The 23,342-nt window shown below is 39.9% G+C and carries 23 protein-coding genes; 5 read left to right on the top strand and 18 right to left on the bottom strand.

The annotated features are described in order from the left end of the window. Positions 1-67 precede the first annotated feature (67 nt). Both HWV03_RS04740 and HWV03_RS04735 read left to right on the top strand, forming a co-directional pair. Positions 68-580 carry a DUF5462 family protein gene (locus tag HWV03_RS04740; protein ID WP_211678727.1) on the top strand — a complete coding sequence of 171 codons (513 nt, stop codon included), beginning with the start codon at positions 68-70 and terminating at the stop codon, positions 578-580. A gap of 76 nt (positions 581-656) precedes the next feature. After that, positions 657-1,403 (top strand): F4 family fimbrial subunit, encoded by a 747-nt coding sequence (locus HWV03_RS04735; RefSeq protein WP_211678726.1) that lies wholly within the window; start codon positions 657-659, stop codon positions 1,401-1,403. Here HWV03_RS04735 and HWV03_RS04730 read toward each other — a convergent pair. Beyond that, positions 1,342-2,373 carry a reverse transcriptase domain-containing protein gene (locus tag HWV03_RS04730; RefSeq protein WP_211678725.1) on the bottom strand — a complete coding sequence of 344 codons (1,032 nt, stop codon included), beginning with the start codon at positions 2,371-2,373 and terminating at the stop codon, positions 1,342-1,344. The genes HWV03_RS04735 and HWV03_RS04730 overlap by 62 nt on opposite strands. Positions 2,374-2,623: 250 nt before the next feature. Here HWV03_RS04730 and HWV03_RS04725 point away from each other — a divergent pair, with 250 nt between their 5' ends. The 3 genes from HWV03_RS04725 (at position 2,624) to HWV03_RS22735 (ending at position 4,509) form a co-directional block, all read left to right on the top strand. Continuing rightward, complete coding sequence (locus tag HWV03_RS04725) at positions 2,624-2,833, top strand: hypothetical protein (protein WP_211678724.1); 210 nt, start codon at positions 2,624-2,626, stop codon at positions 2,831-2,833. 427 nt (positions 2,834-3,260) lie between these two features. Beyond that, positions 3,261-4,226: an OmpA family protein gene (locus HWV03_RS04720; RefSeq protein WP_211678723.1), complete on the top strand. Its 966-nt coding sequence runs from the start codon at positions 3,261-3,263 to the stop codon at positions 4,224-4,226. 16 nt (positions 4,227-4,242) lie between these two features. Continuing rightward, positions 4,243-4,509 (top strand): transposase, encoded by a 267-nt coding sequence (locus HWV03_RS22735; RefSeq protein ID WP_211678722.1) that lies wholly within the window; start codon positions 4,243-4,245, stop codon positions 4,507-4,509. Positions 4,510-4,530: 21 nt separating this feature from the next. Here the strand turns inward: HWV03_RS22735 and HWV03_RS04710 are convergent, their stop codons facing one another. The 17 genes from HWV03_RS04710 to HWV03_RS04630 all read right to left on the bottom strand — a co-directional run bounded on the left by HWV03_RS04710 (position 4,531) and on the right by HWV03_RS04630 (position 23,334). Further along, entirely contained in the window at positions 4,531-6,642 is a 2,112-nt protein-coding gene (locus HWV03_RS04710; protein ID WP_211678721.1) for a motility associated factor glycosyltransferase family protein, read from the bottom strand. Between the two features lie 9 nt (positions 6,643-6,651). Beyond that, positions 6,652-6,969: a hypothetical protein gene (locus tag HWV03_RS04705; RefSeq protein ID WP_211678720.1), complete on the bottom strand. Its 318-nt coding sequence runs from the start codon at positions 6,967-6,969 to the stop codon at positions 6,652-6,654. A gap of 2 nt (positions 6,970-6,971) precedes the next feature. Continuing rightward, a complete protein-coding gene (fliS, locus tag HWV03_RS04700; protein WP_211678718.1) occupies positions 6,972-7,394 on the bottom strand; it encodes a flagellar export chaperone FliS in 423 nt (140 codons plus the stop codon). Between the two features lie 48 nt (positions 7,395-7,442). Then, the gene (gene fliD / locus HWV03_RS04695; protein ID WP_211678716.1) at positions 7,443-8,837 is read right to left on the bottom strand and encodes a flagellar filament capping protein FliD; all 1,395 of its coding nucleotides are present in this window, start codon (positions 8,835-8,837) and stop codon (positions 7,443-7,445) included. A gap of 90 nt (positions 8,838-8,927) precedes the next feature. Beyond that, positions 8,928-9,341 carry a flagellar protein FlaG gene (locus HWV03_RS04690; protein WP_211678714.1) on the bottom strand — a complete coding sequence of 138 codons (414 nt, stop codon included), beginning with the start codon at positions 9,339-9,341 and terminating at the stop codon, positions 8,928-8,930. A gap of 59 nt (positions 9,342-9,400) precedes the next feature. After that, complete coding sequence (locus HWV03_RS04685; RefSeq protein ID WP_211678712.1) at positions 9,401-10,222, bottom strand: flagellin N-terminal helical domain-containing protein; 822 nt, start codon at positions 10,220-10,222, stop codon at positions 9,401-9,403. Between the two features lie 371 nt (positions 10,223-10,593). Next, on the bottom strand, positions 10,594-11,421 hold the full coding sequence (locus HWV03_RS04680; protein ID WP_211678710.1) for a flagellin N-terminal helical domain-containing protein: 828 nt from the start codon (positions 11,419-11,421) through the stop codon (positions 10,594-10,596). Between the two features lie 498 nt (positions 11,422-11,919). Beyond that, positions 11,920-12,744, bottom strand: a complete 825-nt coding sequence (locus HWV03_RS04675; protein ID WP_211678709.1) for a flagellin N-terminal helical domain-containing protein — start codon at positions 12,742-12,744, stop codon at positions 11,920-11,922. Between the two features lie 116 nt (positions 12,745-12,860). Then, positions 12,861-14,099, bottom strand: coding sequence for a flagellar hook-associated protein FlgL (gene flgL / locus HWV03_RS04670; protein WP_211678707.1), 1,239 nt, complete (start codon positions 14,097-14,099; stop codon positions 12,861-12,863). Between the two features lie 5 nt (positions 14,100-14,104). Continuing rightward, on the bottom strand, positions 14,105-16,084 hold the full coding sequence (locus HWV03_RS04665; RefSeq protein WP_211678705.1) for a FlgK family flagellar hook-associated protein: 1,980 nt from the start codon (positions 16,082-16,084) through the stop codon (positions 14,105-14,107). Between the two features lie 99 nt (positions 16,085-16,183). Further along, complete coding sequence (flgJ, locus tag HWV03_RS04660) at positions 16,184-17,167, bottom strand: flagellar assembly peptidoglycan hydrolase FlgJ (RefSeq protein WP_211678703.1); 984 nt, start codon at positions 17,165-17,167, stop codon at positions 16,184-16,186. Between the two features lie 280 nt (positions 17,168-17,447). Continuing rightward, positions 17,448-18,581, bottom strand: a complete 1,134-nt coding sequence (locus HWV03_RS04655; protein ID WP_211678701.1) for a flagellar basal body P-ring protein FlgI — start codon at positions 18,579-18,581, stop codon at positions 17,448-17,450. 141 nt (positions 18,582-18,722) lie between these two features. Continuing rightward, positions 18,723-19,478, bottom strand: coding sequence for a flagellar basal body L-ring protein FlgH (locus HWV03_RS04650; RefSeq protein WP_211678699.1), 756 nt, complete (start codon positions 19,476-19,478; stop codon positions 18,723-18,725). A 47-nt stretch (positions 19,479-19,525) separates the two neighbouring features. Continuing rightward, positions 19,526-20,314, bottom strand: coding sequence for a flagellar basal-body rod protein FlgG (gene flgG / locus HWV03_RS04645; RefSeq protein ID WP_211678698.1), 789 nt, complete (start codon positions 20,312-20,314; stop codon positions 19,526-19,528). 50 nt (positions 20,315-20,364) lie between these two features. Next, on the bottom strand, positions 20,365-21,108 hold the full coding sequence (gene flgF / locus HWV03_RS04640; RefSeq protein ID WP_211678696.1) for a flagellar basal-body rod protein FlgF: 744 nt from the start codon (positions 21,106-21,108) through the stop codon (positions 20,365-20,367). A gap of 186 nt (positions 21,109-21,294) precedes the next feature. Beyond that, positions 21,295-22,602 carry a flagellar hook protein FlgE gene (gene flgE / locus HWV03_RS04635; RefSeq protein WP_211678694.1) on the bottom strand — a complete coding sequence of 436 codons (1,308 nt, stop codon included), beginning with the start codon at positions 22,600-22,602 and terminating at the stop codon, positions 21,295-21,297. A 21-nt stretch (positions 22,603-22,623) separates the two neighbouring features. Continuing rightward, positions 22,624-23,334, bottom strand: coding sequence for a flagellar hook assembly protein FlgD (locus HWV03_RS04630; RefSeq protein ID WP_211678692.1), 711 nt, complete (start codon positions 23,332-23,334; stop codon positions 22,624-22,626). Between the last annotated feature and the right edge of the window lie 8 nt (positions 23,335-23,342).

Raw genomic sequence — 23,342 nt, 5'->3', positions numbered from 1 at the left:
ACGAGCAAGCGTTATGTCCGTTGAAATTACCACTCGGCGTGGCCTGGAATTCTAAATGGTAGGCAGTATGAAAAAGACAATCGGATGGTGGCTTGGTATCGCGCTTCTCGTCAATGGCAGCGTGATAGCACAGGAGTTATCAGTGACGCCGCCTTCAGTTTCGTTGGGTGTTGTTAATGGCGATATTGTTAATGACCGGATAGAAATAAAAAAACTACTAAGCAACCCTACATTATTGACCGTTAAACAAAGTGAGTTGGACGCTCCTTTGAAGTCGCTATCCGTAAAGAATGCGACATTATTAAAAAACCAGCAAGGAGAGGTGACCATGCAGCTTGATGCGGGTAACCAAATACGTACTATTGTCACGTTAAGCCTTTGGCTTGACGGGGAAAAAACAGGTTTCCACGGCACGCAATCAGGCTCGATTGTGGCGTTGAATATACCTGAAAAATTTGAGCGGTTGGAAGTTAAAGCGATCACACATATGACCATTACCCTGCATAAGTCATACCGAGGTGGATTTAAATTCAGAATAGACATGGAAGGCGGGCGCCTACTACCCCACCTCTTAAATTAATCCGACGTTGAGCACAATCGCTTAACGGACGGGTGGACCGAAACCATCAAGACACACTAAAACAACTCGAGATAATATGAAAAAAACATTGCTAGCCATATCCATTACATCACAACTGTTCATGCCCGCAACCGGAACAATCTTGCACCCCAACGACGTTTATCACCCAGAAGTGGAATTCGGTGGAACGATAAAAATCATACCTACCGCGTGGGAATGGACGACGCCTACTACCTCACTCACAGACATTAACTTATCCGAGGCGACTAACACACAAGTGAGTGGTGGCATTACCACCTGGACGAATATACTCGACCCCGGACACATTACGATCCTAGAAGGAAGACTGAGGTCACCGACCAGGAAGCGTTCAACGGGCATATTCCCGACAATCACTATCAATGGTAGCACAGTCGGCGGTACCCACACTACAAAAGTCGATGCATTCATCACACCGGATGGCGGCGCCAAAACAAAAATCGGAGAGCTCGACATCACTCTTTCCAACCGCCTCGTAATCGCATACTATAATAATCGAGACGTTATGTATAATATTGCATCGACCTACGGGACGACCGCTTCCGAAACCGACATTAGCACCCTCACTACTGGTAAAATAGAATTCGACGGTCACGATCACTACAGTACAGATTACGCCCAACAGTTTGCGACAATACAAACAACAATGACAAAACCAAATGTACACAACATTGTTGGTTATGACGATCTAGAAATCACCAATATCACACTTAACGCGATCACTAAAGATCTCTCCGCTGGCACATGGTCTGCAACGCTTCCGATAACCGTGAGCCTGCAGTAAGTGGGGTAAGAATGTTGTTTTTCCAACGGTTCCATCTGGTTAAATAACTCATCATACGTATTGCCTGCCATTTGGCAGGCAATTTTCGCACTTGCTCGTAAAGCCGATTGAGTTTCATTACATGATTAGAATACGCACGAGGAGCGACCTTGACACAACCATGGTCCGTAAACCAAAAGCCCATCCAGTCAAACCCTTTTCTAAGGTGACCAATAAAGGTTTTGACTGGATGTTGTTTAAAATCAAAGTTGTTAAAAAAATGATTAAGCTTTGCAACGGCGCGTTTTAGTTGCCACCGTGTTTTCGTTAGGATGATAAAGTCATCCATATAACGGGCGTAGTAAAGATGTGGCTGTTTTGCAAAGTAATCATCAATACAGTAAAGATGAAACGCCGCCAACAGGGGACTAAGTGATGAACTTCTCGCTATGCCTTTTTTTGTTGTATGAAAATTGCCGCCGTCTTCAACAGTATAATACAAAAATTGAACCAGTAAATCCAATACGACGGGGTCGGTAACGTACGCACTTAATTGACTTAGTAAACGTGATTTATTGATGTTGGCGTAATAACCTTTGATATCAGTACGGCAAATGTAGTTGTATTGAGATTGTTTAATGATGGTATGAACACGTCTGATTGACGATACTCCTCCTTGGTGGCTTTTGCTGTGTTCACATTTTATATGTACAGGTAATAGTGGGGTTAAATAGAGGGTGAGCATATTGATAACTAGCGCATCTTCAGCGGCCCATAGCGCAACGTGTGTTTTATCTGATTTTTGTACTAATTGCAGAGGGCGAAATACGTAACGCCCTTGGGATAGTTGGGCGCTTATATTTAGTGATATCTGCGCCCAGTGATACCGAAAGTGCCAGATATCACTGTTCGGCGGAAAGTGAATTCGATTTTTAATTAATGTGAGATAAGCACTATTGATATTCGCGCTTGATAAAAATCCAGTTGTCATTGGGTGGGCTCAGGCTCAACACGCACTCAGTATACAACATCCCATTTAGAATGGAAATGTTAATTAAATTATACAAACCTTATATATTTTATCACAAATAAGGTTTGTTATGAAAAATTTAATATCATTATTTTTAGTCACTTTCTTTTTTTTATCTCTCTGTATGGCTGAAAGAAATCAATTTGAATTACCTGACGATATCCAATTTACAGGTTCAGTGGTTGATACCTCTCCGAATTAGTTGTGGAGAATGGACTCTGCCGCCACTAAGTGGGCGACAAACTGGAATGCAGAAAGTCATGATGGCATTAAAAATAATGGAGTAACTACTTTTAGCTACTCTAGAAGCGTTAAAAGACAGGCCTTGATTCAAGGTTATATGAAAACTGCCTCTTCTACTGGCCGCTCTGGTATTGCGCCTGTAATCAGTATCCGTGATGGAAATAGAAGTGGTAATTGAATCTGATTTTGCTGCTTTTTATAAAGAAAAAGGTGTGGTAAGGGAAATACATGGTAGTACATTACAACAATAAAGTTGGTTCGGCTGCGCATAGTGTTATCGAACTATACAACGAGGAACAGTTGAGAAAAATATATACGCTCAGCTGTACAAGTAAGCCCTGTACTCGAGTCTATGATGTGGTAACAAGTGGTTATTCTATTCATTCACTATTAAAAGGTAGCATTGAACCTCAGGCTTACGATATTTTTGGTGGATTCACTTCACACATGTCTGATATTAAAACCAGTTGGGTAGAGGTTCCTTATCATTGGAATGCAAATATGATAATTAACGTACGAACTCTGTAGGTCCTGAAAATTTAGTTATAGAAGGCGTATTTAATGCCTATCTATTCATGTTTAACAGTAAATAAAAGGTTATAAAAATGAAATTATCGTCATTATCAAAAGCAGTTGTATTGTCTTTATGTAGTGTTAGTTCTGCTATGGCGAATAATGCTGTGGATAGGACCGAATTATGGGGCGGAGCAGGCCTTGCTATCGGTTTTTTAGATGAGTCGATTGAAAGTCAAGATAAAGGAAAAACCAATACCAACGATTTTAGTTCTAAATTAGATATTGGGTATGACTTTAATGATTATATTGGTGTTTATGGCAGCTATGATTATATGCAACATGTTTTAGTTAAGGACAACCTGCATATTGGTACCGTTGGTATTAAAGGACGTGAACAATTAACTGATGATTTGACGTTATTTGGCAAGTTAGGTGGAAGTTATCTTTTTGGTGAAAAAAACGATAGCGGATTGATTGGTGTTATTGGTTTAGGGCTGGAATACCAACTAACTCACGCGGTATCGACTAGGATTGGTATCGATTACTATAATGATTTAAATGTCGATGTGAACCGTACTGGCGATTTAACGCAGGTGTACTGGGGCATGAGTTATCGATTTGGTCAACCAGCAACACCTATGGTTGTTACAAATACGGTAGAAATCATTAGAGAGGTCCCTGTTGAAGTGATTAAGGAAGTCTACGTTAAAATTATTACCGAAAATTATAAAACCTTATTCTTGCATGACTCCAGCGTATTAATGTCAATTAAATCTCTTGAAGTACCTTTAGACGTCTTGAAAAGTGATGAACGATTGACTGTTCGTATTACTGGTTATACCGACAGTACTGGTACGGCTAAATATAATCAATGGATGTCAGAGAAACGAGCTAAATCAGTGACTGATTATTTCGAGTCTAATGGTATTTCCGCTACACGTATCACGGCCATAGGAAAGGGAGCAGCAGACCCGATTGCAAGTAATAAAACCAAACGAGGCCGAGCTCAGAATCGTCGTGTTGACATTTCGATTACTTCGGAAAATATCAACTGATGTTTAATGATGTAGCGTGACAACATCTGAGCTCACTTGTTTTAACCGGTTTATTAAAACCTTGGTGAATTATCAAGAACAAATTACTAACTATTTCATCGAGCGACATACAAGTGGATTTGTCGAAGGATTCAATAATAGAGTGAAAGTGTTGAAGCGACGATGCAATGGTTTATCAGGGCCCATTAAGCTATTTCAACGATTACCTCGTGGATACCACCGGTATGACTCGCTTCGCTCCTGGCGTGGCTGTTTTTTAAGCGTTCCACGCAAAGACGCGTAGAGCCAATAAAACTAACGTCTGCTATTTCCAAATATCTGAAATATCCGTTTGATCGACTTCAAACAGTTCTCGCTTATATTTCACCTTCGCTTCTTCAAGGTAGTTAATATAAATATCGATGCCCTGCTGATAATAAACTAAGCCTTGATCAGCGTCAGCAGGTAGCAACAACATTTTAATGAGTGCTGCATGACAATGCTGTAGCGTACCGTTTAATAACTCAACCAAGAACGCATGTTTCGTCTTAAGTTGACCATTTAATAACATAAACTGTTGCTGTAGTTGCTCTAATGCATCATAACGGCTGGTAACGGGTGATTTAATTATCGCGATCATGTCATCAACAAAATGAGCAAATATATCCTGCTCTAATATCGCGCTGTACTGCTTAGCTAACACTTTCGTATCTGCAGAATAATGAGTCAGCATACGGTCAACAAATTCAGTTTTATCAAACACTTCATCTGTCAATACAACATCGGCTTGAAAAGTTGGAATGGCATTTTCAATCTTGATACCAGTGCCAAGGTTGTAGCATTGAACATCAGGATAAAAGTCTAATAATTCGCCCATACCTTTGGCAGACATTTGGAAAATCATTGTCGTTTCAACTTCTTCAACATGATTACCGGGTGAGACAAAACCAGATAGTTTTTTCTTATCGAATAATAACTTATCTTCTCCAGACTCATGGTAATAAATACTTTTTTTACTGTGATGCGCATCACCAGAAAAGCCAAGATCAATGCCAAACAAATAAATGTTTTTAAAACCCATTCGCGTGAAATAAGATAAGGCTAAATTAGACACCGTAGGATTAGCGAAGACCAATTGCGTTAAATTATCACTGTCACAGCCTAACTCTGAATTCAGAATTATTTCAGTTGAGGGCTCTTGTAATTTTAACCCCATCAAGCTGCGATCAAATAAATTGAGCACATCAGGTGTCACAGTGTTTAGCGTTAAGAGTGGAATTGATCTTAAATAGGCATCATCAGCAACCGATTTTAAAACCGTATAGGTAGCCTTAGTACGCTCCATCTCTAAATGGAAGTCTGGGGTAATACCATATTGCTGCAAAGCACGAATGGTCGTCCCCCCGCTAACAAGTAATACCTTGTCTCGATTTTCTCGAATATAATCGATGTGCTCATCAAGTGAGGGACCGTTCCCTAATATAAACACAGATCGTGTTGCACATTCCGGTAATGGCTCTACTTTCGCTAACAAAGGTACATGACTATTTAAAGTATGATACTGATGTGCCAGCGCCATTAAGCTATCATCAAAAAAGCCTAAACCGAACGCGACATGGAAATTTTTCTGATTGAACTTTTCTAACGCGCTATTTGTTTGCTCTGTTTGGTAATGCTGATAACAAAAACTAAATGTCGAATCATAACGACCTTTAGTCATTAACTGATACGAAATGTCATTAAAAAAGACATCTTCATCTGCCCCGAGGCATAAATGTAAACTGCTGCCACTATCATCCAAACGTTGTAGAATATCAGCCCAATCTAGCGTAAATAAACTCGCATAGAAAAAATCATTCTCTGGTTCATAAATATATAACCGTTTCACACTGTGCTTGCTGAGCATTTCAGGTAAGAAATAACCCAAACCTAAGCCGAAACACACCATCATATTAACCGCTTCAGGCAACACAAATTCTTCTTTATGTTTGCTATTAATCCCCTTTAATGCCCTAATAAATTGATTAAGATATTTCACATGGATGAAATCACCAGCACTCTCGATTTCTTCCGAAAAATCAATACGAGCCAATTGAGGGTTAACACGAAACTGCTCAAAATCAATCAAACTATCATGAAAATAATCTTCACCTAATACCACGTTATTATCCACATCAACCAAATGTAATGCGTCATCAACCCTCGTTAATTCAAATTTAGTTGGTTGATAATTGACAAAAGATTGGTAAATATCGGGAATGTACTGCTCAAACGCACGCATATTCGTCTGGTATAAAGCGATAGGGTCTGCGCTAGGTTGTTCTTTAGCATTAATCGCATCGATAGCATGAGCCAAGCTCACCTGCTTTTTACGCTGTTGCTGTTGTACTTCTAGCGCAGCAATGTGTGCGGCAATATCCTGATTTAAATGGTCCATAATAACAACCTAAAATTGTTTAATAGTAAGATAGCGATTAATTGATTTAGCACTACGCTTAGTGATAACTTGCTGTGATTCAAGGGCTAATTTCGATTTTTTTAATGATGCGATTTGCGTTTGGTCATCCGCCATTAACTGAGTAAGAAAAGCATGGGTATTAAGAGATTGAGCAGGGTTTGAACGCATTACTAACTGCTCAATTAAAACCTGACGTTGGATTAATAGTTGATCACATTCAGCCAACAGCTCTTCTATAATTGCTTGCTTTGCTTGCGCGGAGATAGCCGATATTTTCGCCATTAATTCAACGTCAGTCGCATTCATTATTAAGCACCACTAGCTTGCTTGCGCATCGATTCCGCTTTTTCTTTTTCCGCTTGAGGAATGTTTAACCATGCATCTTTAATCGGTGTGACTAATTCTGTGATTTCATCTAGCGGTTCGACTGAACGCTCTAATGACGCATCATTTAAACGCACTTGTATATAACGATAAAGCGCATCAAAATTTTCACCAATCTCGGGATGAATCTTATGGTTAATACCATCGATCAGACCAGATGTAATATTAATTGATTTATTAATAGATTTGGCTTTACCTTCAATATCTTTACGTAAAATACAGCCTTTTGTTACCGCTACAGAATCTAATAACCCCTGTAACAGCATAAAAATCACTTGGTGGTTATCAGCAGTAGAAATACCACTTTCTCGGCTGACTTGCTGATAACGTCTTATATTAGCTCTCATGTTTTTTACCTAACTATTGATTTATTTAAATACCAAAAAATAATATGATTAACCTAATACACTACGAATATAATCACCGGTCGCATTATAACGTGACACCGTATTATCTAAAGCGGTATATTTCTTCCGTAATGTATCTTCAAATGATGTAATGTGGCGGTCCAATTTATCGCGATCATCATCAATACCACGTAAATTATCATTCAGCATATTTTCCTGCTGATAAATCATCCCCCGATTTCCCAAATTGTTTTCCAACACGCTATTCACTTGTGCCGCAATACCATTATTCCCTGCAAAAAGTTTGCCAAGATCATCTAATGAGTTATTTACTGCATCATTTAAGCGTTGGGTACCAGACTTAGACCCATGCATACCAAACGGATTAACAGCTAACAACCCACCTTCTTCTAACGAGATACCTGCGCCGTATAAGGTGTTTAGTTTCTTATTGGCATCATTAACCACGCCGCCAGTAATACTCTGCAGTTGCTGTTTGATACTTCGTGCGCTTGAGTCATACTTCAAGACACCCGTCTCAGGGTGGGTCAATACATTGATACTCTCCATCAAGGTATTATAACCATCTACAAAGCCGTAAATGAGTTCTTGCACCGCAGCGTGGTCTGTCGACGTTGAAAAATTGGCAGGCTCGTTCAGTTTAGTCAAACTATTGGCAGTAATAGTGACGCCTGATACCGCATGATTAAAGACATTAGTATCTTTGGTTATAGTATTTCCATCCACCGTAATAATCGCATCGGTAGCAGGGTGGCCACCCATACTGGATGAAATAATACTCAAGCTCGAATCTGAGGTGAAAACGGCTAAATCATTTGCTTTACCGCTTTTTTCTGAGGTATAGACAATTTTAGCCCCCAGATCAGAGCTAATTACATTGGCACTAATACCGTAATTGTCAGGCGCATCGTTAATCTTCTTTTGAATGTTTTGTAAGGTATCTGTGATATTAACATTCACTTGGAAAGTATCTTTACCTGCGTCAAAGTACAGCATGCCCTGCCCAGGTTTGGTTTCTCGATCAGGTAAAAAATCAGACTCCAATCGCGCACCCTGTGCAAGTTGTTTCACTTCAACATCAAATGCACCTTTTGGTACCACACCTTTCGTTTTAATAGTAATAGGCAACGCAGCGCTATCAACACCGTTACCGGCAGTGGTTTGCTCGACATTTCGGCCTTGATAATTAATATTAGTTTTACTTTGATAAAAAGAGTCCAGATTACCCAATTGGCCAGTAATGGTCTTAAAGTCGGCCAAGCCCGCTTTCAAAGTGCCAATACCAGATAACTCCGTTGTAAGGTCGGTTTCTTTCTTGTTTAAGCGTGTTTCTTTTGGCGTTTTTTCAGCAGTTACAAATGTTGAAATGATCGTTTCCAGATCTAAACCTGAACCTGAACCTGCCATCGTAATACCGGCCATGTGTATCCTTAATTTTCATCAATAGTAATGCGATAGGCAAATAATTGCCTATCGCATTAAACATCCGACTATTTTATCTCGCTGTATTAATCAAACCATCTCATCAAATAAGAGACCTGAACTAGCTGATATATTGTCTTGAAATTGTTCAATGTTAGCGACCATCTTTAAAACAGCTTCTGATGGTAGTTCTTTCAGTGTTTCACCACTTTCAGGATCAACAATTTTAACTACCATACGGCCAGTATCACCATGAACACTAAAGTTTAGCTTCTTACTATTAACATCAAAATGAGCTTGTAGCGTATCCTTTGCTTCAAGCAATTTTTGTTCCAAATTTATATCATTCGCTATTTTGGGTTCAGATAATGAATTTTCGATCGGTAAAACTTGTTCGATTGGTGAAATTAAAACGGCAGGATTCGTTATGACAGGTTCTTTTGTCACAACAGGGTCAGGATTAAAACGAATGCTCTTATGATCCATATTATTATCAATGGACATGGTAACCCCCAAAGACCAAAATGCCCTGCAAGGTGCAGGGCAAATATAAACCTAAACGATTAAAGCAGTGATAGCGCTACTTGTGAGGCTTGATTGGCTTGGCTTAACATCGAACTTGCCGCCTGTTGCTGTACTTGAGTTTGTGCAAGTTTAGCTGATTCAGCAGCAAAATCAGTATCAACAATACGTGATTTAGACGCTGATACATTTTCAGAAATATTGCTGATGTTACGAATCGTTGATGAAAAACGGTTTTGTTTCGCACCTAGGTCAGCACGTGTACCCGTTACAGTTTCAAGCGCTGCATCGAGAGCCGTAATTGCTGATTGTGCGCCTGCAGCAGATGAAACATTCGTTGTAGTACTACCCACAGCCAACGCTGTCGCATCCATACTTGTTGTCATTTTTAGTGTAATGGTTTGGTTCGCATCAGCACCAACTTGAATCTCACGATTGAATTTACCATCAAGTAACTTTTCACCACCAAACGTTGTATCCGTTGATACACGCGTGATTTCAGTTTGTAATTCATTGAATTCTGATTGCAATGCATTACGATCAGCTTGAGAGTTTGAACCATTCGAAGATTGAATTGAAATTACACGCATACGTTGTAACATGTTCGTTGTTTCATCTAGCGCACCTTCCGCGGTTTGCGCCATTGAAATACCGTCATTTGCATTTCGAGATGCTTGGTTTAAACCATTGACTTGTGACTCTAAACGAGAACCGATTTGTAAACCAGCAGCATCATCAGCAGCGCTATTGATACGCTTACCAGATGATAAACGTTGGAAAGAAGTTTGTAATTCGTTGGTAGCACTACCTAAATGACGTTGTGAATTTAAAGATGCTACATTGGTATTTACATAAACAGCCATATTCGTCTCCTAAAAGAAATCCTGTAAAGGACTGCTGTGTATATAAAATACAGCCCTTATTAATAATCAGTTATTTGTATCGTCATGAAAGTTATCGACAATAAAAATACATCCTTTAGAGTTATTTTTAATTTTTATTTAATTTATTTCCAATTCAGTTCTAAACTTGAACAGATATCCACATTTAACCGTTTAATTTCAACCGATTACAGCAACCACTCAAAAATGTTTAATAATTGTTAATCAACTCAATCTAATGTTACAAAAAAGGGGGCGGGGTAAATTAAAAATTGAAAAGGAAATTTCCAAGAATAGAAATGTATTATTTTGGCCCTTTCGAGCCAAATAATAGGCTATTAGCCTTGCAACGATTAACCTTGCAATAATGACATGGCTACTTGCGATTGCTGATTCGCTTGGCTAAGCATGGTACTTGCAGCTTGTTGCGATACTTGATTTTGAGCTAGTTTTGCTGATTCAGCGGCAAAATCGGCATCCATAATACGTGACTTAGACGCAGACACATTTTCCGAAATATTAGTTAAATTACGGATCGTTGATGAGAAACGGTTTTGCTTGGCACCCAGATCACCACGGATGTCCGTCACCGTTGCAATTGCGGTATCTAGATTATCAATAGCCGTTTGCGCATTTAAAGGGTTTAAAATATCAGATGTCGCAGTACCAATACCTAAGCCGAGCGCATTCATGTTCGTCGATATTTTTACAGTAATGACTTGATTCGCATCGGGACCAATTTGGAAATCTTGATTAAACGTCGAATTTAATAAATTCATACCACCAAACGTTGTATCCGCAGCCACGCGATTAATTTCTTCTTGCAACTGACCATATTCATTATCCAGTGCAACACGGTCTGCGGCACTATTTGAGCCATTCGCAGACTGAATTGATAATACTCGCATACGTTGTAGCATATTGGTGGTTTCGTCTAGTGCACCTTCCGCTGTTTGCGCAAGAGATATGCCATCATTGGCATTACGTGCAGCTTGATTTAAGCCATTAACTTGAGACTCTAAGCGAGAACCAATCTGTAGTCCTGCCGCATCATCTGCAGCGGAGTTAATACGCTTACCAGAAGATAGGCGCTCAAATGATGTTTGTAACGCATTTGTAGAGTTCGTCAAATTACGTTGTGAATTTAAAGATGCTACATTTGTATTTACATATAAGGCCACGGTATCTTCCTTTTTGCTTGTTTCAAATTAAATAAATGTTATGTATCTTAGATAAAGCAATCAACATGCCAAATACATTTAAAATGAAAACAAAGTTATAACACACTGTTTTTAATTACAATTAAACTGTACCCTCATTTTTTATCGTGTGTATATTAATAATTAATAAACCCTAAGAACCATCAAGACAAAATTTTGCCGTCATATTGCCAGTTGCGAATGTTCAACAACAAATAAATGTCAGTTATATTTTTGATGACAAAAATGACACTACCACTACCAGTACAAGTACAAGTACAAGTACAAGTAAACAATGATTTTAAAGATAAGATTTAATATCGGAATGATTAAAATTCGATGTAATAAAAGAGAGTAGAGAGTAGAGAGTAGGAAGATAAAATACTTTTACCTATGCGCTTAAATAGGACTATAACGATAAGGATATAGGTAAAAGCAATATATTAGGCGGCCCCAAAGGGGCCAGAGGGAGCCCCCCTCTTAGCCTAATAACGACATAGCAACTTGAGATTGCTGATTAGCTTGACTTAGCATTGTGCTTGCAGCTTGCTGAGAAACTTGATTTTGCGCTAGTTTCGCAGATTCAGCAGCAAAGTCTGCATCCATAATACGAGATTTAGATGACGATACATTCTCAGAGATATTTGATAAGTTACGAATTGTTGATGAGAAACGGTTTTGTTTCGCACCCAGATCACCTCGTATATCTGTTACCGACGCAATCGCCGTGTCCAAACTTTCGATAGCCTTTTGAGCATCCACCACAGTAAGTACATTAGACGCAGCAGTACCAACACCTAAACCGAGTGAGTTCATGTTTGTAGTAATTTTAACATTGATGACTTGGTTAGCATCAGCACCAACTTGAAAGTCATTATTAAATGATGAATCAAGTAACGTCTCGCCACCAAACGTTGTATCTTTTGCTACACGATCAATTTCATTTTGTAGCTGACCAAATTCTTTATTAAGTGCAGTACGGTCTGCATCACTGTTTGAGCCATTGGCAGATTGGATTGAAAGCACACGCATACGTTGTAACATATTCGTTGTTTCATCTAACGCACCTTCAGCAGTTTGTGCCATTGAAATACCGTCATTGGCATTTCGAGCGCCTTGGTTTAAACCGTTTACTTGCGCTTCCAAACGAGAACCAATTTGTAATCCCGCAGCATCATCAGCAGCCGAATTAACTCGTTTACCAGATGATAAACGTTCAAACGATGTTTGTAGTGCATTCGTCGAATTAGTTAAATTACGTTGTGAGTTTAAAGACGCAACGTTAGTGTTTACATATATAGCCATTCGTTTTCCCTCTGTGTTTAACGTGATTAAGCAGCGACATAATGTCTATGTAAGTCGTGCTTAAGTTCCAGTCTATAAATTATTTATGTATTTAAAATAGCAAGTTGTGTGCCAACCTATGACACGGAGTTAAATAAACTTAAGTTATTGATTTTATTAAATGACTTATAACTCATCTCAAGAATGTTTTGCTCTTTCGTTAAGTCAGTCATTGCCGCGGCAAGATCTGCCTCGGTAAGAATTGCCATCGCTTCCTGATTAATAACCTTAAACGATTCATTTGACTCTGTTACACGTGTAATCGTGTTATTACGACCACCAAGCGTTGACATAGTAGACATCACTGAATTTTTAGCATTTTCAATACCAATTTGTGCATCCGCCATCCGCTCTCGAAATTCGGTATTTGATAATGAAGTATCCGTTAGTGCCGTTTTTAATGACTCGAGTGTGTTCAAAATATTGACATTATTCGGTGGCTCTAAAGATATATCGACACTACCCGGTGAAGCCCCTTGCGCCGTAATGTTGACACCATTAAAACGAATTCCCTTTTCTGAAGTGAAATTACCACTTTGAAGCACACTATTAGTACTATCTAAGATCTCAAAAGTATCACTATTACCGGGAAGTAACGGCGCTATAACATTAAGCTTAAAGGTATTGTTTGCTGGGTTACTATGATCATAATTCTTGCCGTGGAAATTATCATATTCCCCTTGGTCTACGACTTCAGTCGTCACGGTCATGATATTACCGGTAAGATTACTGCTATTCGCGGTTAACCGAGCTGGGGCAGATTCAAACACTCGCTTGCCATTATCGCTCCCCTTAATATAGACATTGGTCGCGATTTGAATATCATTATCTTGTTCATTACCACGATAAGTATATTCTCCCGTTTGATCATCTTTGACATACGCTTGTAGATGCGACGCAGTACCAGAAAAAATAAAATCGCCACTGGCATTTTTACTATTTACTAAACTGAATACTTCTTTTTGTACTTGGTCTATTTCTAACGAAATGGCATATCTATCTTGCGAATCAACGGAACCATTAAGCGCACGAACCGAAAGCACCCGTCCACGTTCCATCGCAATATGTAAGTTATTGAGTGTTGACTCTTCTAAGCCTAATGTACTTTTCAGCATCAACCCATTGGTTTGGTATTGGGTATTTTTTTTGATTTCATCATTCAGGTAACTCGATTTCGCTATTTCAGCTGGTGCATCACCCGAAGTACGAAACTTTTCTTGAGAGGTGACTTGCGAATGTGCCGTATTCAAGCGCTTTTGTGTTTGCGACATGTCTTGCATCGAGCGAGAAAATATTTGGTTATTGGTTAATCGCATCTTAGTTACCTCGCTGCATTCAGAATGGTATCGAATATTTTTTGGGAAATACTCACCACTTGTGCGGATGCATTGTAAGCCTGTTCATATCGCACCATATTTGCAGCCTCTTCATCAAGATTAACTCCAGACACACTTTCAATCCAATTACGGCTTTGCACTAATTTCGCTTCATTTGCAGCTGAATCAACGCGTGCGGCACGGGTTTTATTACCAACCGTTGAGATCATGGTTGAAATACCCTCCGCAAACGTCATCTGGTTTTCACCATTGTTTTTATGATTTTTACGTAATTTGGCGTCATTTTCTAAGCCCGCTAGTTTTAAACCATTACTGTTATCTGCAATGGCGTCACGGTTGTAAGCTAATGTGAAAATTTCGCCAGGATTTGGTTTACCATCCATTTTAATTTCATAACCCACGCCCGGATTTAAAGGTGGAATAGCATTAGCAAATAAATCCTGTCCATTCAATGCGCCAGAACTGGTGGCCATATAACTGCCATTACCATCATAAATATCAAAATCACCGCTGTTATTCACCGAGATCTGTTGTGGTGCCGTGATATTTAAATCGTTATTTGTAAAAGAGAGAGTTGAATCCGATATCTCCGTAACGGAAATTCGGCTCATTGTCGTATTAGTCGGCCCTGTCTTTGCTCGCAAGATCGAGGCTAACGCAATATCTTCAGGCTGAGAACGTGTTACGTCATAATCGTTAAGATTAAATAACGTTGGGCTCATTAAAAATTTATCACCGTTTTGAAAGCCACCTGCAGCTGCAGAAAAATCAATTTCAAAACCATGATCAGTGACTTCGACAGGTCCTGGGTAAGCACCATTAATCGCCAACGGATTCGCACTGCGCTCACCATTTTTAATTTCATAAACATCGAAACTCATCGAGCTGGTCATCGATACTTGATATTGACTGGTTGTTAACGAACTCCCCTCGCCAGCGATTAGTTGAGTTGTGATCACATGCGCAGGATTAGAGTTACCTGAATAATGTTTTGCTTGTGTTGACGGTACTGTGTATATCTCTTTACCCATTTTGCCATTCAAGTCTAAGCCCATTCTGTTTTGAGTGTTCACAGCATCAGCAATACCAAGGCTTAATTGGCCTATCTCTCGTAACGATGAATTAATGGTTTTATCGCGGAATTCTATCAATGCGCCAATACGTCCACCAAGCTCAATATCTTGTAGCGGCATGGTATTTTTATCAATTTTTAAGACCAGCTCCATATTGCTGGGATCGGGATCACCACCAACCGCTTGGAACTGACTGACACTGTTTTGCATCACTAACGGTTGCCCGTTCAGCAAATTAATTGAAACGCTTTTGTTGTCATTCACAATCGTTGATATGTCGAGTTCTTTTGCCAGCGCTTCGATCGTAACATCACGCTGATCAAGTAACGTGCCAGAAGCACCTCGTGAGGTATTTTCCGCAATCATCACCTGCTTATTAAACCCTTCGACTTCTTTAATCAAAGAGTTAAGTAACGCTGGTTTCTCTATAAGTTCACTGTTTACTGTTCTTGCTTGATTATTTAACTGCTCACCAACATTACGGAAACCGGCAGCCAACGTTTGCGCATCGGCAATCACTAATTGACGATTTGAAATCGACGTTGGATCATCATTGGCAGTATGAAAAGATTCAAATAATTGCGAAACACCTGAGCTCATATTATTAGATTCATCAGAAAGGACTTGGTCTGTACGCGTGATTTCAGCAAGCAATTTTTCTTTATTACTAAAAGCACTGCTATCAATTAATAATTCAGCTTGCGCAAATTTATTAACTTCACGACCAGTAACAGAACGAGCAAGGCCCATGTTATCTGTTTGTGAGTTATGCTGGGTGCGCTGACGGCTATATCCATCCGTATTAACATTCGAAATGTTATTACCTGTGGTATTAAGCATTTGCTGGTGACCTAAAACACCAGACGTGCCTATTTGTAATAAATTTGCCATCAGATTACTGCTCCAACCATCAGATCATCACTCCAAAATAGATTATCTGTATTTCTTTATATTCAGTTATAACTTATTCAGTTACTCAACTAAGCAAGGCTATTTAAATGCATCATGTTTCATGACGTTTTGTATTTTCGCTGCATAGTTAGGATCTGTTGCATAACCCGCATTCTGTAAACCATTCAAGAACTGTGCCGAGTCTGCAGAATTACGTAATGCCTCACTGTAACGATCGCCTGATTGCAAGAAATCAGCAAAATCATTAAAGCTCGACTGAAAGTTTTGGTAACTTCTAAATTGATGTTTTTCACGTTTAGCCACACCGTCGGTAAACTCTAGGGTATCCACACTTGCTGTCGGACCTTCCCAACGTTTATCTGCTTTAATATTGAATAAGTTGTATGAGCTATCACCTTTATTATCAGTCGATACCTTCTTGCCCCAGCCCGTTTCTAACGCTGCTTGAGCAAGTAATACATCCGGAGAGACATTTAAGCGCTTAGCCACCGAGTCCGCAAAAGGCGCTAATGCAACAACGAACTCTTCAGGGCTGTTGAATTGTACCTGGCTAGGCTTTTCTGCCGTGGGTAATGTGGCATTCGCTTGTTTCCCATCAGCGATAGAATTCCCCTCTTTATCAATAGTAGGGACTACAGCTGCGTCTTTATCTTCTATTAACCCTTTATCTACAGCCTTAGTGGCTTGTAAGTTTTGCAATGGGTTACTATCCCCTTGCAGTGACGAGGCTGGCATATAATTGCCGCCATTATTCGACAACTGCTTAACGATAACATCCGCTAAACCCATACTGCCTGATTGGCTCATATCCGCTGCCATTTGCTTATCTTGCATATCACGATAAAACTGGGTGTAGTTGTTATTCATTGGACTTTCGGTTTCAAATGCAGTATTCGCGTCACGCATGCTTTTCATCAGCATATTGGTAAACAAAGACTCAAACTGCTTTGCGACTTCTTTCAATGCAGCTTCATCATTATTCAGCGCGCTTTTACGCAAAGAATCCAGATTATGTGTATCTAAGACGTTACTGCTTACATTTGTTTTAAATGAATTATCCATACCCAGCCCGTTACTATTTTCGATAGTTATTATTTGTCAGTTATTCGTATTACTGACTTAATGATTGAAAGCTACTGCCATTTATCCGGCGCCGTTCAAAGCAATATAATCAATGACTTAAAATTAAAAAATGTATTAACTTCAACCTTTATACATAACACTGCAATTCTTAAACCAACTCTGATAATAGAATGAAATAGATACAAAAAAGCGCTATAGCCAATCACTGGTTATAGCGCTCATAAAATAAATCATAGCGTGCTTAATTAGCTTCACGCCATTAAATGATAATTAGCTGCCCATCTAATGCACCCGCATCTTTAAGCGCTTCTAAAATTGACATTAAATCACCCGGCGCGATACCAACCTGATTGACCGCGCGGATCAAATCATCAAGTGTCGCACCTGCATCAAGTTTAAACATACGTGCATCTTCTTGAGTCACATTAATGGTCGACTTATTAGTAACCACAGTTTCACCATTGGCGAAAGCGTTGGGTTGTGAGACGTCTTGGGTTTCATCAATGGTTACCGTTAATCCACCATGAGTAATTGCAGCTGGTTTTAGCCTGACGTTTTGACCAATAACAATAGTACCGGTACGTGAGTTAACAATAATTTTAGCTGATTCATCCGCCATTTTTAATTCAAGATTTTCTAATGTCGCTAAATAAGCAACACGTTGGGAAATATCACGAGGAGCAAGTACCCGCACTGACGTCGCGTCCATTGGATAAGCTGTATTAGGACCGACAAGATTATTAATTGAGTCAGCAAGACGTTTCGCGTTAGAAAAATCGCCACGGTGTAAATTAAATGTGAGAAAATCACCATCGCCAAATGGATTCGCGACTTCCTTTTCAACAATAGCGCCACTGCTGATACGACCGACGGTAGGCGTATTAATTATCACCTTTGAACCATCTTTCCCCTCGACGCCAAGGCCACCTACAACAAGACTACCTTGTGCTAACGCATACACTTGTCCATCAGCACCTTTCAGGAAGGTCTGCAATAATAAACCACCGCGTAAACTTTTCGCTTCACCGATTGCAGCAACCGTGACATCAATCGTTTGACCAGGTTTCGTGAATGCGGGTAATACCGCACTCACCGCAACGGCCGCGACATTTTTAATTTTAACTTTCGCGCCTTCAGGCATGGTGATACCAAAATTATTCAACATAGTTTTAAAACTTTGCGCTGAAAACGCATTACTTTTTTCACCTGTACCTGGTAAACCGACCACTAAACCATAACCGATTAATTGGTTATCACGAACCCCTTGCACAGAACTTATATCTTTAATTCGCGCTGCATGTGCAGTATTGATCGTAACAACAAAAAAGCTTAACAAGACAATGCTCATGCCGAATAAGAAATGTTGTCGTTTAATCCGAGTTGATAGTTTCATCTAAATAACCTGTGCTATAAGAATTGTCATTATTTTGGTTTATACAGCTTACTGCCAAAATTATGACAACCGCGAAATAATGGGCGTTATAGAGCTAAAAGCAATTGTCATACCAAGATGTTATTTACAGATTGGCTCAGATTAAAAAGGCCATTTATTACCATTCAGGAATTTAGTTGCCCAGCCTTGTACTTGCGCTTCCCCCAAATCATCAATTGCGCCATATTGAATACGCGCATTCGCGATCAAAGAAGAATTCACTTTATTATCAGCGTCGACATCTTGTGGGCGTAATAAGCCAGTAAGACGAATATACTCACTCCCATTATTCAGCATGAGCCACTTCTCACCACGAATAACTAAGTTATTATTAGGTAACACACGCACGACGGTAACAGAGATATTACCTTCTAAACTGTTGCTCTGATCGGCAGAACCATTTCCAGAAAAAGAACTCGTTTGATTTAAACTACCTTCAATCGTATAACCGCTAATAGTCACCTCGTCACCGCCAAGCTTGATAGGGTCTAATTCAAACGAGTTATCTTTACCTAGGTTTGAGCTGGCTTTCTTTTTAGCACTAGTTGACTCTGTCAATGTAACAGTAATGATGTCACCGACACGACGTGCTTTAATATCCGAGAAAATATTATTATTGTATTGTGGATTAAATAACGATCCCGTTACTTTCGCTTGTACTGGGTTATCATCGGGTACAATCGGTGCATAATCAGGTGAGTCTTGCTGTGGCGTGTCGTTCACATCAGCTGGTTCTTCCACATCTTCGGTTTTGGTCGAGTCTGTATTTTTAGCGACCATGTTATCTTTTACTTTAACCAAAGACGAGCAACCAGCTAGCTGGATAAAAACAAACAAAGCAAGGATAAGATTACGCATTATATTTCTCGATGTTATTAATGAATGTTTAACGACTAACCGTTAAATTATAACTGTTGATTGGTATAACTTAACATTTCATCAACCGCTGAGATTACTTTTGAATTCATCTCATATACACGTTGGCTTTCAATCAGATTTACTAATTCTTCCGTCACGTTTACATTCGATGTTTCAATCGCACCTTGCACTAATTTACCCAGACCTTCATTACTTGGAAGACCTTGTACTGGATCACCACTCGCACCTGTTTGAATATACATGTTTTGTCCAATTGGCTGTAAACCACCAGGGTTAACAAAGTCTGAAATATTAATCTGGCCAACGGTTTGATTGTTTGTCTGACCCGGTAAACTTACCGAGACTTCGCCATCTTCCGAAACGGTAACAGTTTGTGCATCTGCAGGTATTTGGATCTGCGGCTGCAATGGATAACCCGTGCCAGGTGTCACGATAATCCCTTCATCATTTAAAGTGAATTGACCGTTACGAGTATATGACGTAGTACCATCAGGCATTTCCACCTCGAAAAAACCACGACCACTGACCATTAAATCCAGCGAGTTATCAGTCGTTAACATATTACCTTGAGAATGATCTTTTTGGGTCGCAACAACCCGAGCACCCGAACCAACCATTAAGCCAGACGGTAGTTTGGTATTTTGCGATGATTGACCACCCGGTTGATTTACCGCTTGGTACAATAAATCTTCAAAGATAGCGCGTTCTTTCTTAAAACCAACCGTGCTGGCATTGGCTAAGTTATTTGAAATGGTTGAGATATTCGTTTGCTGTGCTTCTAAACCGGTTTTACTTATCCATAATGCAGGATTCATAACACTTTCCTCATCTAATTTATACTTTATGTAAACTCATCAACGAACAATTAATTCACTCGTAATAGTGAGTCTGATGCTTTGTCATTTTCTTCTGCTGTTTTCATCATTTTTATCTGCATTTCAAATTGACGTTGCAAATTAATCATTCCTGTGAGTTCACTAACAGCACTAACATTACTGGTTTCTAACGCGCCACCTGCTACTTGGACATTTACATCAACGGCGGCGGGAGTACCATCCGCTTGTCGAAACATACCATCATAGCCTTTCACTAAATTTCGAACATCGGGATTAACCAGTTTCAATTGGTCTACTTCTTCCAAGGCATTTGCCGGTGCCCCCTGAGGACGAATCTCGATACGACCATCAGCATGGATTTTTATTTGTTCCACAGGTGTTGGAATAATAATAGGACCACCTTCACCAAGTACTGGGCGCCCTGATGATGTCAATAATTCACCAGTAGGACTCATGTGTAAGCTACCACTGCGGGTATAACTTTCCTTGTTCTTATCATCCAGCACACTTAACCAACCATCACCTTGGATCGCAACATCGAGTGCATTACCCGTTTGTTGTAGTCCTCCAGCAGTAAAATCCTGCCCCGGACTTTCGGTAATAGCAAATACACGGGTTGGTAGGCCTTCACCAAACGCTTGCATTGAACGCGCTTGTTCAAAATCAGCCTTAAAACCATGTGTATTCACATTGGCGATATTATTGGCACGAACAGCCAATGCATTCATATTTTCTTTGGCACCCGACATAGAGATATAAAGCATATTGTCCATTCGTCAATCCTCTGTCACTTTTCGTTGAAATCGTTAATTACCCGTCTAATATCAGTAATAAAGCAATTAAAGTGCCAAAATTAAAAAGCCACCCTAAATAGGATGGCTTTTTATCAAAAATCTATCTTTTAGATAAATTATATGTCGAATAATTCCGCTTGCTATATGGCTTACTCGCCCGTTACATTAACGGATCTGTAATACTGTATCTTGTAATTTCGAGTTAACCTCTAACGTTCTTGAATTGGCTTGGTAGTTACGTTGTGCCGTAATTAAGTTAACAAGTTCACTGGTCAAGTTTACATTAGACTGTTCTAGTGCCGATGAATTAATTTTACCAAAGGTACCTGAGTTGGCTTCGCCAGCAATCGCATTGCCCGAAAGTTGTGATGCACGCCAGCCCGTATCACCCGTCTGACTCAAGCCTTGTTCATTGGCAAACTTAGCCATCGCAATCATACCCAACTTGTCATTACGACCATTACTGTAGCTCGCCGCAACCATACCATCCGGGCCAATATCAATCCCCGTTAATCGACCCACAGTCGCCCCGTCTTGCTCAAGCTTAGAAACTTCAAATGCAGACGCAAACTGAGTCGGGTTATTGATATTAAGTTTAATCGTCTGAGTGGTATCCGCACCATTAGTTAAAATAGCGCCTAGTGGCAAGGTCTCTGCGATCGCAGGGAGTTGCTGTTGCAATAGTCCTGATGAATCAAACGTCATTCGCATCGCGGTCGGTTTTATTGGTGTTCCCGGAGCCGATGCAACAGCCTGACCACCAACAATATTAAGAGGTTGATCATCCACATAGTTAAACTCTAACCAAGAGTTTGCTGGTGCCCCCGCAGAGCCATCTTTTACGTAATAAGTTGATAAGGTATGTGATTCACCTAACGAATCATAAATAGAAACAGACGTCGCAGAGGTATAAGTGCCACTGTCTGCGGGATCAAATTTCAATGGGTCTAATCCTGGTGATGTCGCCGGCAAATTCATCGTCATATCAACATTGCGCGTTGACTCAGGCACACCTGCTGTATCCGGGATTTGTAACGGTTTGGTTGACGCCATACTCACCGCTTTTGGTGATCCATCGTCATTGACGTCATAAACTTGCAGATAATTACCCGCTGAATTAGTCACAAAACTATTTGAATCAAGCTTAAAGGCACCTGCACGCGTATAATTACGGTCCATAGACTCAAGTCCATCAGACATAACGAAGAAACCATTACCGTTAATCGCCAAATCAAGTGAGTTATCGGTAAAGTTCAAACTACCTTGTTGGAACTGCTGTGCAACATGAGCCGTTGCCACACCGTTACCAACAGACGTTTTTGCATTTGAGAAAATCGATGTTGCATAAACATCACCAAACTCGGCGCGAGACTCTTTAAAACCCGTGGTGTTAACGTTAGCAATATTATTTGCCGTTGTATTAAGGTCTTTCTGAGCAGCGTTAATCCCACTCAAGGCGATGTTAAATGACATAAGATTTCCTTATTCAATAAATTAGTAAGTTTTAGCTGCAACTTCTGTTGCTTCGCTCAGAGGAAGACTACCCATACCTTTCAAGTTCAGCATAATACCGTTACCTGTATTACCAATATTCACACTTTCGACATGCTGGAAACTTGAGATTTTAAGGTCTTGTGCATTGCCGTCTATCGATGCAGATGCTTTTAAGCGGTAACTTCCTTCCGCCACTTTCTTGCCGTTCATGTCTGTACCATCCCAATTAAAGGCAATAGCACCACTTTTTTGTTCACCCATATCGAGCACTTTAACAACTTCACCAACTTGATTGGCAATTTGTAAACGCAAATTTGGTGCGCTCTGTGGTAATTCAATACGACCAGATACATCCTCACCTCCAGACAAAAATGCTGACGATGCAGGGGCCAATACTTTAGTACCGACCAGACTCGATGCCTGCAGCGCTTGGTTTGAGCTCATGATCGTATTTAGCTGCTCAAACTTGCTATCCATATTAGAAATACCATCAGCAGTAGTAAATGACGCCATTTGCGCCACCATGTCTGAGTTTTCTACCGGTTTGAACGGATCTTGATAAGCCAATTCTTGTGTAAGTAACGAGAAAAAGTCTTCTTGACCTAGCTCTTTGCGGGTAGTTTCTGCCGCTTGCTCTGCCGCATCTTTTTTTTCTGCTTTAAACTGACTGCTGAAGTCAGCTATATTATTACTGTTATTAATTGTCGTCACAGCCAAAT

Origin of the sequence: Moritella sp. 36 (genome assembly GCF_018219415.1) — a bacterium.
Classification (GTDB): Bacteria; Pseudomonadota; Gammaproteobacteria; order Enterobacterales; family Moritellaceae; genus Moritella.
The sequence above is the reverse complement of the archived record's forward strand: the minus strand, read 5'-3'. Positions and strand labels throughout refer to the sequence as shown.

Bases quoted from the DNA above. Each gene is read 5' to 3' on its own strand.
- HWV03_RS04740 (WP_211678727.1), top strand. From the start codon at position 68: ATGAAAAAGACAATCGGATGGTGGCTTGGTATCGCGCTTCTCGTCAAT.
- HWV03_RS04735 (WP_211678726.1), top strand. From the start codon at position 657: ATGAAAAAAACATTGCTAGCCATATCCATTACATCACAACTGTTCATG.
- HWV03_RS04730 (WP_211678725.1), bottom strand. From the start codon at position 2,373: ATGACAACTGGATTTTTATCAAGCGCGAATATCAATAGTGCTTATCTC.
- HWV03_RS04725 (WP_211678724.1), top strand. From the start codon at position 2,624: ATGGACTCTGCCGCCACTAAGTGGGCGACAAACTGGAATGCAGAAAGT.
- HWV03_RS04720 (WP_211678723.1), top strand. From the start codon at position 3,261: ATGAAATTATCGTCATTATCAAAAGCAGTTGTATTGTCTTTATGTAGT.
- HWV03_RS04710 (WP_211678721.1), bottom strand. From the start codon at position 6,642: ATGGACCATTTAAATCAGGATATTGCCGCACACATTGCTGCGCTAGAA.
- HWV03_RS04705 (WP_211678720.1), bottom strand. From the start codon at position 6,969: ATGAATGCGACTGACGTTGAATTAATGGCGAAAATATCGGCTATCTCC.
- fliS (WP_211678718.1), bottom strand. From the start codon at position 7,394: ATGAGAGCTAATATAAGACGTTATCAGCAAGTCAGCCGAGAAAGTGGT.
- fliD (WP_211678716.1), bottom strand. From the start codon at position 8,837: ATGGCCGGTATTACGATGGCAGGTTCAGGTTCAGGTTTAGATCTGGAA.
- HWV03_RS04690 (WP_211678714.1), bottom strand. From the start codon at position 9,341: ATGTCCATTGATAATAATATGGATCATAAGAGCATTCGTTTTAATCCT.
- HWV03_RS04685 (WP_211678712.1), bottom strand. From the start codon at position 10,222: ATGGCTGTTTATGTAAATACCAATGTAGCATCTTTAAATTCACAACGT.
- HWV03_RS04675 (WP_211678709.1), bottom strand. From the start codon at position 12,744: ATGGCTATATATGTAAACACTAACGTTGCGTCTTTAAACTCACAACGT.
- flgL (WP_211678707.1), bottom strand. From the start codon at position 14,099: ATGCGATTAACCAATAACCAAATATTTTCTCGCTCGATGCAAGACATG.
- HWV03_RS04665 (WP_211678705.1), bottom strand. From the start codon at position 16,084: ATGGCAAATTTATTACAAATAGGCACGTCTGGTGTTTTAGGTCACCAG.
- flgJ (WP_211678703.1), bottom strand. From the start codon at position 17,167: ATGGATAATTCATTTAAAACAAATGTAAGCAGTAACGTCTTAGATACA.
- HWV03_RS04655 (WP_211678701.1), bottom strand. From the start codon at position 18,581: ATGAAACTATCAACTCGGATTAAACGACAACATTTCTTATTCGGCATG.
- HWV03_RS04650 (WP_211678699.1), bottom strand. From the start codon at position 19,478: ATGCGTAATCTTATCCTTGCTTTGTTTGTTTTTATCCAGCTAGCTGGT.
- flgG (WP_211678698.1), bottom strand. From the start codon at position 20,314: ATGAATCCTGCATTATGGATAAGTAAAACCGGTTTAGAAGCACAGCAA.
- flgF (WP_211678696.1), bottom strand. From the start codon at position 21,108: ATGGACAATATGCTTTATATCTCTATGTCGGGTGCCAAAGAAAATATG.
- flgE (WP_211678694.1), bottom strand. From the start codon at position 22,602: ATGTCATTTAACATCGCCTTGAGTGGGATTAACGCTGCTCAGAAAGAC.